The following is a 12,351-nucleotide window of genomic DNA, read 5'->3' on the forward strand; positions in this document are numbered from 1 at the left end:
ACAATTATTTGGAATATTTATGAACCTGAAGGGAAAACGCAGAAAGCTGTTTCTGCTGCTGGCGGTAGTGGTGTTAGCGGGCGGATTCTGGTTATGGAAGGTACTGAACGCGCCGGTACCACAGTATCAAACGCTGATTGTTCGTCCGGGCGAACTGCAACAAAACGTGCTGGCGACGGGGAAACTGGATGCCCTGCGTAAGGTTGACGTGGGCGCGCAGGTCAGCGGTCAGCTTAAAACCCTGTCAGTTGAGATTGGCGATAAGGTTAAAAAAGGCCAGCTGCTGGGCGTGATCGATCCTGAGCAGGCGCAAAACCAAATCCGCGAAGTGGAAGCGACGCTGATGGAGCTGCGCGCGCAGCGCGCGCAGGCTCAGGCGGAGCGTAATCTCGCTCAGGTCACCCTGACGCGCCAGCAGGCGCTGGCGAAAACGCAGGCTATCTCGAAACAGGATCTGGACACAGCCGCCACGGAGCTGGCGGTGAAGCAGGCGCAGATTGGCACCATCGATGCGCAAATCAAACGGAATCAGGCCTCGCTGGATACGGCGAAAACCAACCTCGATTACACGCAAATCGTTGCGCCAATGGCCGGGGAAGTGACGCAGATAACCACCCTGCAAGGCCAGACGGTCATCGCCGCGCAGCAGGCGCCGAACATCCTGACCCTGGCGGATATGAGCACCATGCTGGTGAAAGCCCAGGTATCCGAAGCGGACGTCATTCACCTTAAGCCGGGGCAGAAAGCCTGGTTTACGGTGCTGGGCGATCCGCAAACCCGCTATGAAGGGGTGCTGAAAGATATCCTGCCGACGCCGGAGAAGGTTAACGACGCCATCTTCTACTATGCGCGTTTTGAGGTGCCAAACCCGCAGGGCGTGCTGCGTCTGGAGATGACCGCCCAGGTGCATATCCAGCTGACCGGCGTGAAAAACGTGCTGACGGTTCCGCTCTCCGCGCTGGGTGAATCCGCCGGGGACAATCGCTACAAGGTGAAAGTGCTGCGCAACGGCGAAACCCGCGAGCGGGAAGTGGTGATTGGCGCACGTAACGACACCGATGTGGTGGTGGTAAAAGGGCTGGAAGAGGGTGAGGAAGTGGTCACCAGCGAAACCCTGCCCGGAGCCGCGCAATGACGGCGCTGCTTGAGCTGAATGACATTCGTCGCAGCTATCCGTCCGGCGACGGGCCGGTGGAGGTGCTGAAGGGCATCTCCCTGCGCGTTGAAGCCGGTGAAATGGTGGCGATTGTCGGGGCGTCGGGCTCGGGTAAATCAACGCTGATGAACATTCTCGGCTGTCTGGATAAGCCCACCAGCGGCACCTATCGCGTGGCCGGGACGGATGTTTCCACCCTGGACGGCGACGCGCTGGCGAAGCTGCGTCGCGAGCATTTTGGCTTTATTTTTCAGCGTTACCATCTGCTTTCACACCTGAGCGCGGCGCAGAATGTGGAGGTGCCGGCGGTGTATGCGGGCGTCGAGCGCAAAAAACGCCTTGAACGCGCGAAGGCGCTGTTAACGCGTCTTGGGCTGGCGGAGCGTGTTGATTATCAGCCTTCGCAGCTTTCCGGCGGTCAGCAGCAGCGCGTGAGTATTGCCCGTGCGCTGATGAACGGCGGACAGGTGATCCTCGCTGATGAGCCAACCGGTGCGCTCGACAGCCATTCCGGTGAAGAGGTAATGGCGATCCTGCATCAGCTTCGCGATCAGGGGCATACGGTGATTATTGTCACCCACGATCCGCAGGTCGCAGCGCAGGCGGAACGCATTATCGAGATCCACGACGGCGAGCTGGTCAGCAACCCGCCGCCACGTCAGTCCAGAGCGGCGGCGCCGAAAGAAGCCTTACCTGCGTCCACCGGCTGGGGACAGTTCTCCAGCGGCTTTCGTGAAGCGCTGACCATGGCCTGGCTGGCGATGGCGGCCAACAAAATGCGCACCCTGCTGACCATGCTCGGCATCATTATCGGTATTGCCTCGGTGGTGTCGATTGTGGTGGTGGGCGATGCGGCGAAACAGCTGGTGCTGGCGGATATTCGCGCCATCGGGACTAACACCATCGACGTTTACCCCGGCAAAGATTTTGGCGACGACGAGCCGCAGTATCAGCAGGCGCTGAAATACGACGATCTGGCGGCTATTCAGAAGCAGCCGTGGGTGAACTCCGCCACGCCTGCCGTGTCGCAAAACCTTCGTCTGCGCTACGGCAACATCGACGTGGCGGCCAGCGCTAACGGCGTCAGCGGAGATTACTTCAACGTCTACGGCATGACCTTCAGCGAAGGGGCGACCTTCAACGCGGAACAGCTGGCGGGCAGGGCGCAGGTGGTGGTGTTAGACGCTAACTCGCGCAGACAGCTTTTCCCCAATAAAACCCGTGTGGTGGGGGAAGTGATCCTGGTGGGTAACATGCCCGCCACGGTGATTGGTGTGGCGGAAGAGAAACAGTCCATGTTTGGCAGCAGCAAGATCCTGCGCGTCTGGCTGCCGTACAGCACCATTTCCGGGCGCATTATGGGACAGTCCTGGCTCAACTCCATTACCGTGCGAGTGAAAGAGGGCTACGACAGCGCGCTGGCGGAACAGCAGCTCGAGCGGCTGTTAACGTTGCGCCACGGGAAAAAGGATTTCTTCACCTGGAACATGGACGGCCTCTTGAAAACGGCCGAAAAGACCACACGTACTCTTCAGCTGTTCCTGACGCTGGTGGCGGTGATTTCGCTGGTCGTCGGCGGGATAGGGGTGATGAACATTATGCTGGTGTCGGTGACCGAACGTACGCGCGAGATCGGCATTCGCATGGCGGTCGGGGCCAGAGCCAGCGATGTGCTCCAGCAATTTTTGATTGAAGCGGTGCTGGTGTGTCTGGTGGGAGGCGCAATGGGGATTGCGCTCTCGATGATGATCGCCTTCGCGCTCCAGCTCTTTTTGCCGGGGTGGGAGATTGGCTTCTCACCGATGGCGATCCTCACCGCGTTTTTGTGCTCCACCTTTACCGGCATTTTGTTTGGCTGGCTACCGGCACGAAACGCGGCGCGGCTGGATCCGGTGGATGCGCTGGCGCGGGAATAACCCGAAAATAAAAATGCCAGCCGATCGGGCTGGCATTTTGCCTGCGGGGTGTACACAATGAATCAGAGAGCTATGCAACCGTTTCTGCTTCAACGGGCACGATAAGACTGGCGTGATTGCCTTTTGGCCCCTGGTGTACATCGAACCGGACGGACTGCCCGGCTTTGAGCGTCCTGTAACCATCCATCTGAATGGTGGAATAGTGAGCGAAGATATCCTCGCCGCCGCCTTCGGGGCAAATGAAGCCAAACCCCTTGGCGTTGTTGAACCACTTAACAGTACCCATTTCCATGCTTCGACATCCTTCGTAAATCTTATAAATTAAGATGGAATGAACCGGTGGTGGAGTGGGGGCTGTTCAAAACCTCGCCAACTCACGCTTGTACAATTTAGAGAAACGGAAGAAGCCGTCAAGCGTTTGGCGCTGGAGTTGGGACAATAATCAACCAAAATTTGAGGCAGTTAACGCTATTGCAACAGTTTGTGACAGACATCGCGGATGACAGTAATAGATGATTGTTATCTAACATCTGAGGTAGATTCAAAGTGGTTATGCATAATGGGTAAGACCAACGATTGGCTGGATTTTGACCAGCTGGCGGAAGATAAAGTGCGCGACGCGCTAAAACCGCCATCTATGTATAAAGTTATGTTAATGAACGATGATTACACGCCGATGGAATTTGTTATTGACGTGCTACAAAAGTTCTTTTCTTATGATGTTGAACGTGCAACGCAACTGATGCTTACCGTTCATTATCGTGGCAAAGCGATCTGCGGCATCTTTACTGCCGAGGTTGCGGAAACCAAAGTAGCGATGGTGAACGACTATGCAAGGGAGAACGAGCATCCGTTGCTGTGTACGCTGGAAAAGGCCTGATAAGGCATAAAATTGGGGGAGGTGCCTATGCTCAATCAAGAACTGGAACTCAGTTTAAACATGGCTTTCGCCAGAGCGCGTGAGCACCGACATGAGTTTATGACCGTCGAGCACCTGCTGCTCGCACTGCTTAGCAACCCATCTGCCCGCGAAGCGCTGGAAGCCTGCTCCGTGGATCTGGTGGCGCTACGTCAGGAACTCGAAGCCTTCATCGAACAAACTACTCCGGTGCTGCCAGCCAGTGAAGAAGAGCGCGACACGCAGCCGACGCTCAGCTTCCAGCGCGTGTTGCAGCGCGCGGTTTTCCACGTCCAGTCTTCCGGACGTAGCGAAGTGACTGGCGCCAATGTTCTGGTCGCCATCTTTAGCGAACAGGAGTCCCAGGCGGCCTACCTGCTGCGTAAACACGAAGTCAGCCGGCTCGACGTGGTCAACTTCATCTCTCACGGAACGCGAAAAGACGAGCCTAACCAGGCATCGGATCCCAGCGGACAGATCAACAGCAATGAAGAGCAAGCAGGCGGGGAGGATCGTATGGAAAACTTCACCACCAACCTTAACCAGCTTGCTCGCGTTGGCGGTATCGACCCGCTGATTGGCCGCGACAAAGAGCTGGAGCGTGCCATCCAGGTGCTGTGCCGTCGCCGTAAGAACAACCCGCTGCTGGTGGGGGAATCTGGCGTGGGTAAAACCGCGATTGCCGAAGGGCTGGCCTGGCGCATTGTGCAGGGCGACGTGCCGGAAGTGATTGCCGACTGCACCATCTACTCGCTGGATATTGGCTCGCTGCTGGCGGGCACCAAATACCGCGGTGATTTCGAAAAACGTTTCAAAGCGCTGTTAAAACAGCTGGAGCAGGACACCAACAGCATCCTGTTTATCGATGAGATCCACACCATCATCGGCGCAGGTGCGGCCTCCGGTGGCCAGGTGGATGCCGCTAACCTGATCAAACCGTTGCTCTCCAGCGGCAAGATCCGCGTGATGGGCTCCACGACGTACCAGGAGTTCAGCAACATCTTTGAGAAGGATCGTGCGCTGGCGCGTCGTTTCCAGAAAATCGACGTTACCGAGCCGTCGGTTGACGAAACGGTGCAGATCATCAACGGCCTGAAAACCAAGTACGAAGCACACCACGACGTGCGTTACACCGCGAAAGCGGTCCGTGCGGCGGTGGAACTGGCGGTGAAATACATCAACGATCGTCATCTGCCGGATAAAGCGATTGACGTGATTGATGAGGCGGGTGCGCGTGCGCGCCTGATGCCAGCCAGCAAGCGTAAGAAAACTGTGAACGTGGCGGATATCGAGTCCGTGGTGGCCCGCATCGCGCGTATTCCTGAGAAGAGCGTTTCTCAGAGCGACCGTGATACGCTGCGCACCCTCGGCAATCGCCTGAAAATGCTGGTCTTTGGTCAGGATAAAGCCATTGAGGCTTTAACCGAAGCGATCAAGATGGCCCGTGCCGGACTGGGGCATGACCACAAGCCTGTCGGTTCCTTCCTTTTCGCTGGCCCGACCGGCGTGGGGAAAACCGAGGTGACGGTTCAGCTCTCGAAAGCGCTGGGCATTGAGCTGCTGCGCTTTGATATGTCCGAGTATATGGAGCGTCATACCGTCAGCCGTTTGATTGGTGCGCCTCCGGGATACGTGGGCTTTGACCAGGGCGGCCTGCTTACGGACGCGGTTATCAAGCATCCGCACGCGGTACTGTTGCTCGATGAAATCGAGAAAGCGCACCCGGACGTGTTCAACATCCTGTTGCAGGTGATGGACAACGGGACGCTGACCGATAACAACGGGCGCAAGGCCGATTTCCGCAACGTGGTGCTGGTGATGACCACCAACGCGGGCGTGCGGGAAACCGAGCGTAAATCCATCGGCCTGATCCACCAGGATAACAGCACCGATGCGATGGAAGAGATCAAGAAGATCTTCACGCCGGAGTTCCGTAACCGTCTGGACAACATTATCTGGTTCGATCATCTGTCTACCGAGGTGATTCATCAGGTGGTGGACAAGTTCATCGTCGAGTTGCAGGTTCAGCTGGATCAGAAAGGTGTGTCGCTGGAAGTGAGCCAGGAGGCCCGCAACTGGCTGGCTGAGAAAGGCTACGATCGTGCGATGGGCGCCCGTCCGATGGCGCGCGTGATTCAGGACAACCTGAAGAAACCGCTGGCGAACGAGCTGCTGTTTGGCTCGCTGGTGGACGGCGGCCAGGTAACGGTGGGGCTGGATCAGGCGAAGAACGAACTGACGTACGATTTCCAGAGTGCGGCGAAGCACAAGCCGGAAGCGGCTCACTGATTTTCTTTAGTGTAAAAGCCGGGTTTTTAACCCGGCTTTTTTGTGTCCGCTTTTCTCCCTCTCCCTGTGGGAGAGGGTCAGGGTGAGGGCATCAGAACGCACTAAAATACCTCTTCCTGAACAGCCACACTAAAGCCAAAAATAAAAAAGGCCGGGATTGTCCCGACCTTTTAAATATTCATCTGCCATTACAGGCGAAAACAATTAGCGACTACGGAAGACAATGCGGCCTTTGCTCAGGTCGTACGGGGTCAGTTCAACAGTCACTTTGTCGCCCGTCAAAATGCGGATATAGTTTTTGCGCATTTTACCGGAGATGTGCGCAGTTACCACGTGACCGTTTTCCAGTTCTACGCGAAACATGGTATTAGGCAACGTATCAAGTACGGTACCCTGCATTTCAATATTGTCTTCTTTGGCCATCTAATCCTCTGGGGTATCACTACCAAGTTTTGAACCGGCAAGATAATGCCGAAATTCCTCAATTAAGTAAAGAATTGCGCGTTTAAAACGCAGCAAAACAGTCTCAGCGTATTGCCCAAGCGTCACGGTACAACCGAACGGAAAGCGCATTCGTAAAGGGGAGACGACAGGATAAACGTAAGGACGTTATCTGAAGCGAGGGTCCCAAACGGCGGCGGGGCAACAGGCAGAAGCTACTCTGCGGCGTAATTATAACACCCTCATAAAAAATATGCGGAAAACATTTAGGCATTGGGTATAAAGAGCGTTCTGGGAACCCAAAAATCGCGTGGTAGGGTCTCCTTTCGGCACTGTTCCAGGTGTTCGATATAGTGTCGGCGGGAGATTTCAACGGCGCCGAGCGAGGCGGTATGCTCATTCAGCACCTGACAATCCATTAACTGTCCTCCACGTCGGGCAAATTCCTGGCTAAAAACCAGCAGCGCGGTTTTCGACGCATTCGTGGCGCGGGAGAACATCGACTCGCCGCAGAACAGCGTACCCTGCGCCACGCCGTACATGCCCCCGACGAGGTCGTCGCCGCTCCACACTTCGATCGAATGCGCGTAATCCAGCTCATGAAGCTGGTGATAGGCGATAATGATATCGCGGGTTATCCAGGTGCCTTCTAGACGATCTTCAGCGCAGCCTTCGATAACCTGGCCGAAGGCGTGATTAAGCGTGACGCGAAAGGGTGATTTTGCATGAAAACGCTTCATGCTGCGGCTCAGGTGAAACTGCCAAGGCCACAGCACGGCTCGCGGGTCAGGAGACCACCATAAGATCGGGTCGCCAGGAGAAAACCACGGAAAGATGCCGCGCTGGTAAGCCATTAAGAGCCGTGCCGGGCTGAGATCGCCGCCCAGAGCCAGCAAGCCGTTAGGTTCACGCAGCGCCCCCTCCGGAGAAGGGAACGCAATATTATGGCGAGAAAGCTGCACCAGGCGCATGACAACAGAACTCCAGTACGCGAGAGAGGACGCTACAAATATAGTCTACAGGCGCTGTTTAAACTGGTAGTAGCGACCTTGTTTTGCCAGCAGCTCTGCGTGACTACCTTGCTCAATTATGTGTCCGTTGTCCATCACAATTATCTGATCGAAATTCACCAGCCCTCGCAGACGGTGCGTGACCATCAGCACGGTTTTACCTTTCATCACATTCGCCAGTAAATCAAGGATTTGGCTCTCTGTCGTGGCATCCAGTCCTTCTGTCGGTTCATCCAGCAGCATCAGCGGCGCATCGTGCAGCAGCGCACGCGCAATGGCCAGACGACGCAGTTCGCCGCCGGAAAGCTGTCGACCCCCTTCACCCAGCCAGCTGTTCAACCCGTCGTCTTCAAGCAGCTTGTGCAGCCCAACCTGCTCCAGCATTGCCCGCAGCGTATCGTCGGAGGCGTCTGGTGCCGCCAGAAGAAGATTATCGCGCAGCGTAGCGCTGAACAGATGCACCCGCTGGGGCACGACGCTGACCGTTTTACGCAAGGCCGCTTCGCTAAAACCAGACAGCGGAACGTCGTTAAACAGAATCTCGCCCTGCTGTGGGTCCCACGCGCGCGTGAGAAGTTGCAGAAGTGTCGATTTCCCACATCCCGTACGGCCAAGGATCGCAATGCGCTGCCCGGCATCAACAGAAAGGGTGATGTCTTCCAGCGCGTTTTGCGCCTGCTTGTCGTAGGCGAAAGTGACATTGCTGAGCGTCAGCGCGACCTGCTCTGGCACAGCGGTTTGACCCGCGCTGAACTTCACTTCCGGCTCCTGCTCGGCAATATCCGTAATGCGCAGCGCAGAGGCAATCACCTGGCCGAGATGCTGAAAGGCGCCCGTGACCGGGGCTAAGGCTTCAAAGGCTGCCAGGGCGCAGAAAACAAACAGCGCAATCAGCGGGCCAGGCTGCGCGTTACCGCCCACGCCACCGGAGGCCATCCAGAGCATGGCGATAACGGCAATCCCACCAATTAACATCATCAGCGCCTGGGAGAACGCGGTCAGTTCAGACTGGCGCCGCTGGGCTTCATGCCAGTTCAGCTCCGTATTTTCCATGCGGGCGCGGTACCATTTGCTGGCACCAAAAAGGGTGAGCTCGGCCTGTCCCTGCAACCAGGCGGTGAGCTGCTGGCGATATTCCCCTCGCAGGCGCGTCAGGTTTTCCCCGGTGGTTTTACCTGCACGATAAAACAGGGGCGGCAGAATAATCAGCGTCATCAGCATGATGCCGCCGAGCGTCAGTGCGATGGGAACATCCAGGAAACTCAACCCCAGCGTGACCACGACAATCACTACAAACGCGCCCACCATAGGTGAAATGACGCGCAGATAGAGGTGATCCAGCGTATCCACATCTGCGACCACGCGGTTGAGTAATTCGCCCTGTCGAAAACGTGCCAGCCCGGCAGGGGAGAGGGGCAGCAGTTTGCTGAAGGTGTAAATACGCAGGTGTTGCAGCACGCGGAAGGTCGCGTCGTGGCTGACCAGACGTTCGAAGTAGCGTCCGGCAGTTCGCGTAATCGCCGTGCCGCGCACCCCGGCGGCAGGCAGCATGTAGTTAAAGCTGTACAGCCCGGCAAAGCCTGCGGCCGCAGACGCGGAGAGGAACCAGCCGGAAAGCGTAAGCAGACCGATGCTGGCCAGCAGAGTAACGATCGCCAGCACGATCCCGAGCGTCAGCATCCATTTGTGGCGTTTATACAGTGCAAGATACGGAAGCAGGGCGCGCATCAGATATCCTCCTGACGGTTCGCCAGCAGGGTCGCAAACGGCCCCTGCGCGGCAACAAGCGCGGCGTAATCGCCTTGTTCAACAATGTGTCCGTTTTCCATCACCCAGATCTGATCCCAGTCGGCAATACCTTCCAGCTGGTGAGTCACCATCAGGGTGGTTTGCTGGCGTGAGGCTGCGTTAAGCGCATCCATCACGCGCTGCTCGCTGTGAGCGTCCAGGCTGGCCGCAGGTTCGTCCAGCAGCATTAGCGAAGAGGGATTCAGCAGCGCACGGGCGACCGCGACGCGCTGTGCCTGGCCTACTGACAGCCCGGCAGACTGATCGCCAATGACGGTATCGACACCCTGCGCAAGCAGCGGCAGAAACTCGCTGACCCAGGCGCGGTCGAGGACCGATTGCAGCTCATCTTCACGCGCATCCGGGCGTGCCAGCAGCACATTCTCGCGCAGCGTCGGAGCTGGCAGCTGAGGGTTTTGCCCCACCCAGCTCAGCTGTTTACGCCAGGCATCCGGATCGAGCTCGCGCAGCTCCGTTTTGTTGATACGCAGCGATCCGGTGTACGCCATAAAACCTGACAGCGCATTCAACAATGAGCTTTTACCTGAGCCGCTGGTACCCACCAGCACCACACGTTGCCCGGCAGGCAGGGTAAAGTTCAGCGGACCGGCCAGCACTTTGCCTTCAGGCGACAGAACAGAAAAATCCTGTGCTTCAATGGTCACCGGATCGTTCGTATTCAGCGTTACCTCACCACGCTCCGGATTCGCCAGCGGCGTTTCCATGAAGGTTTTCAGGCTGTCGGCAGCACCCACCGCCTGCGCTTTGGCATGGTAAAAGGTGCCGAGATCGCGAAGCGGCTGGAAAAATTCCGGGGCCAGGATCAGCGCCAGGAACCCGGCGGAAAGCGTGACCGCCGTACCGTAGTGGCCAAAGTCCAGCGCGCCGAGGTAGGAGAAGCCAAAGTAAACCGCCACCAGCGCAATCGACAGGGAGGTGAAAAATTCGAGCACGCCAGATGAGAGAAAGGCCATGCGCAACACTTCCATGGTGCGCTGACGAAAATCCTGCGACGCCAGGCGAATGTTTTCGGTTTCCGCTTCACCACGACCGAAGATCCGCAGGGTTTCCATTCCGCGCAGACGGTCCAGGAAATGACCGCTCAACCGACCCAGCGCCAGGAAGTTACGACGGTTAGCATCTGCCGCGCCCATGCCGACCATCGCCATAAACAGCGGGATGAGCGGGGCGGTGCCTAGCAGGATCAACGCCGCCACCCAGTTAACAGGGAAGATGGCGATAACAATCATCAGGGGCACAAACACCGCCAGCGCCATCTGGGGAAGATAACGCGCGTAGTAATCGTGCATATCGTCGATTTGCTCAAGGATCAGCGTCGCCCAGCTGCCGGCTGGCTTACCCTGGATCCACGCAGGCCCGGCTTCCGAAAGCCGATCGAGCACCTTGCGGCGAATCTCATAGCGGATGTGCTGCCCGGCGTGGAACCCAACCCGCTCGCGCAGCCAGACCACCCACGCACGCAGAACGAAAACCAGCACCAGAACGATAAACGGCAACAGCAGCGCTTCGCGCGGGATGTTCTCCATGATCATATGGTTGAGAATGCGGGCCAGCAGCCATGCCTGGGCAACAATCAACAGACCGCTGATGAATCCCAGAACGCGGGAAATCATAAGCCAGCGGCGGGACAGAACGCTTTGCTGTTTCAGCCAGCGGGTTAACTCTTGTTGACGGGTTTTTTCCATTGCGTACTTTGCAGGTGACGTTATAAGAAATTAGACCTCTGCATGTTACACGCGAGCAAAAATAAAGGCGACCAGTGGCCGCCTTTATTTACGTTTGTTACTGACTTGTAAAGATTATTTGCCTTGTTCAGCCAGCCCGTCCAGGTAGCGTTCTGCGTCCAGCGCGGCCATACAACCGGTGCCCGCAGAGGTGATCGCCTGACGATAAATATGGTCCATCACGTCGCCAGCTGCGAAGACACCCGGAACACTGGTCTGGGTGGCGTTGCCGTGAATGCCAGACTGCACTTTGATGTAGCCGTTCTCCAGCTCCAGCTGGCCTTCAAAGATAGCCGTGTTCGGGCTGTGACCGATTGCCACAAACAGGCCTGCCACTTCCAGCGTTTCGACGTTATCGGTGTTCTGGGTATCACGGATACGCAGTCCCGCCACGCCCATCTGATCGCCAGTCACTTCTTCCAGCGTACGGTTGGTATGCAGCACAATGTTGCCGCTCGCCACTTTGTCCATCAGGCGTTTAATCAGGATCTTCTCCGCGCGGAAGGTGTCGCGACGGTGAATCAGGTGTACTTCTGAGGCAATATTTGCCAGATACAGCGCTTCTTCCACAGCGGTGTTGCCGCCGCCGATAACCGCAACTTTCTGGTTGCGATAGAAGAAACCGTCGCAGGTCGCGCAGGCTGACACGCCGCGGCCTTTGAACGCTTCTTCAGACGGCAGGCCGAGATAGCGGGCAGAGGCGCCGGTGGCGATGATCAGCGCATCGCAGGTGTATTCGCCGCTGTCACCCGTCAGGCGGAACGGACGGTTCTGCAAATCCACTTTATTGATGTGGTCGAACAGGATTTCGGTTTCGAATTTGGCGGCATGCTCGTGCATGCGCTCCATCAGCAGCGGCCCGGTCAGGTCGTTCGGGTCGCCAGGCCAGTTTTCCACTTCCGTGGTGGTGGTCAACTGACCGCCTTTTTCCATCCCGGTGATCAGTACCGGTTGCAGGTTAGCGCGTGCAGCATAGACCGCTGCGGTATATCCCGCAGGTCCAGAACCAAGGATTAGCAGCTTACTGTGTTTGGTCGTGCCCATGAGATCCCCATTGTTGTTGGCAGGCAATGGGCTGGATTGTAGGGAATTTGTTGCCGTAAAAAAA

General features: G+C 57.0%; 10 protein-coding genes. 4 read left to right on the plus strand and 6 right to left on the minus strand.

The window, feature by feature from the left end:
- The first annotated feature begins 19 nt into the window (after positions 1-19).
- Together macA and macB are read left to right on the plus strand one after the other, a co-directional pair.
- Positions 20-1,135, plus strand: a complete 1,116-nt coding sequence (macA, locus tag LOC22_RS18080) for a macrolide transporter subunit MacA (protein WP_033486313.1) — start codon at positions 20-22, stop codon at positions 1,133-1,135.
- Positions 1,132-3,072, plus strand: coding sequence for a macrolide ABC transporter ATP-binding protein/permease MacB (gene macB / locus LOC22_RS18085; RefSeq protein ID WP_015570984.1), 1,941 nt, complete (start codon positions 1,132-1,134; stop codon positions 3,070-3,072). The genes macA and macB overlap by 4 nt, the downstream gene beginning before the upstream one ends.
- A 70-nt stretch (positions 3,073-3,142) precedes the next feature.
- Here macB and cspD read toward each other — a convergent pair whose 3' ends face one another.
- Positions 3,143-3,364, minus strand: coding sequence for a cold shock-like protein CspD (gene cspD / locus LOC22_RS18090; RefSeq protein WP_006809408.1), 222 nt, complete (start codon positions 3,362-3,364; stop codon positions 3,143-3,145).
- Positions 3,365-3,631: 267 nt separating this feature from the next.
- Here cspD and clpS point away from each other — a divergent pair, with 267 nt between their 5' ends.
- A complete protein-coding gene (gene clpS / locus LOC22_RS18095; protein ID WP_006174393.1) occupies positions 3,632-3,952 on the plus strand; it encodes an ATP-dependent Clp protease adapter ClpS in 321 nt (106 codons plus the stop codon).
- A gap of 27 nt (positions 3,953-3,979) precedes the next feature.
- Complete coding sequence (gene clpA, locus LOC22_RS18100; RefSeq protein WP_006809407.1) at positions 3,980-6,259, plus strand: ATP-dependent Clp protease ATP-binding subunit ClpA; 2,280 nt, start codon at positions 3,980-3,982, stop codon at positions 6,257-6,259.
- Positions 6,260-6,463: 204 nt separating this feature from the next.
- On the opposite strand, the gene infA is transcribed toward clpA, so the two are convergent.
- The 5 genes from infA to trxB all read right to left on the minus strand — a co-directional run bounded on the left by infA (position 6,464) and on the right by trxB (position 12,287).
- A complete protein-coding gene (infA, locus tag LOC22_RS18105; protein ID WP_002211347.1) occupies positions 6,464-6,682 on the minus strand; it encodes a translation initiation factor IF-1 in 219 nt (72 codons plus the stop codon).
- 284 nt (positions 6,683-6,966) lie between these two features.
- Complete coding sequence (gene aat / locus LOC22_RS18110; RefSeq protein WP_230239102.1) at positions 6,967-7,671, minus strand: leucyl/phenylalanyl-tRNA--protein transferase; 705 nt, start codon at positions 7,669-7,671, stop codon at positions 6,967-6,969.
- 45 nt (positions 7,672-7,716) lie between these two features.
- On the minus strand, positions 7,717-9,438 hold the full coding sequence (cydC, locus tag LOC22_RS18115; protein WP_230239103.1) for a heme ABC transporter ATP-binding protein/permease CydC: 1,722 nt from the start codon (positions 9,436-9,438) through the stop codon (positions 7,717-7,719).
- Positions 9,438-11,204, minus strand: coding sequence for a heme ABC transporter permease/ATP-binding protein CydD (gene cydD / locus LOC22_RS18120; protein WP_015570980.1), 1,767 nt, complete (start codon positions 11,202-11,204; stop codon positions 9,438-9,440). The genes cydC and cydD overlap by 1 nt, the downstream gene beginning before the upstream one ends.
- A 114-nt stretch (positions 11,205-11,318) precedes the next feature.
- On the minus strand, positions 11,319-12,287 hold the full coding sequence (trxB, locus tag LOC22_RS18125) for a thioredoxin-disulfide reductase (protein WP_003858303.1): 969 nt from the start codon (positions 12,285-12,287) through the stop codon (positions 11,319-11,321).
- Between the last annotated feature and the right edge of the window lie 64 nt (positions 12,288-12,351).

The organism is Enterobacter sp. AN-K1 (assembly GCF_020971765.1).
Lineage (GTDB): Bacteria > Pseudomonadota > Gammaproteobacteria > Enterobacterales > Enterobacteriaceae > Enterobacter > Enterobacter hormaechei_C.

Excerpts from the sequence above, each read along its gene's own strand:
- macA (WP_033486313.1), top strand. The coding sequence starts at position 20 with ATGAACCTGAAGGGAAAACGCAGAAAGCTGTTTCTGCTGCTGGCGGTA.
- macB (WP_015570984.1), top strand. The coding sequence starts at position 1,132 with ATGACGGCGCTGCTTGAGCTGAATGACATTCGTCGCAGCTATCCGTCC.
- cspD (WP_006809408.1), bottom strand. The coding sequence starts at position 3,364 with ATGGAAATGGGTACTGTTAAGTGGTTCAACAACGCCAAGGGGTTTGGC.
- clpS (WP_006174393.1), top strand. The coding sequence starts at position 3,632 with ATGGGTAAGACCAACGATTGGCTGGATTTTGACCAGCTGGCGGAAGAT.
- clpA (WP_006809407.1), top strand. The coding sequence starts at position 3,980 with ATGCTCAATCAAGAACTGGAACTCAGTTTAAACATGGCTTTCGCCAGA.
- infA (WP_002211347.1), bottom strand. The coding sequence starts at position 6,682 with ATGGCCAAAGAAGACAATATTGAAATGCAGGGTACCGTACTTGATACG.
- aat (WP_230239102.1), bottom strand. The coding sequence starts at position 7,671 with ATGCGCCTGGTGCAGCTTTCTCGCCATAATATTGCGTTCCCTTCTCCG.
- cydC (WP_230239103.1), bottom strand. The coding sequence starts at position 9,438 with ATGCGCGCCCTGCTTCCGTATCTTGCACTGTATAAACGCCACAAATGG.
- cydD (WP_015570980.1), bottom strand. The coding sequence starts at position 11,204 with ATGGAAAAAACCCGTCAACAAGAGTTAACCCGCTGGCTGAAACAGCAA.
- trxB (WP_003858303.1), bottom strand. The coding sequence starts at position 12,287 with ATGGGCACGACCAAACACAGTAAGCTGCTAATCCTTGGTTCTGGACCT.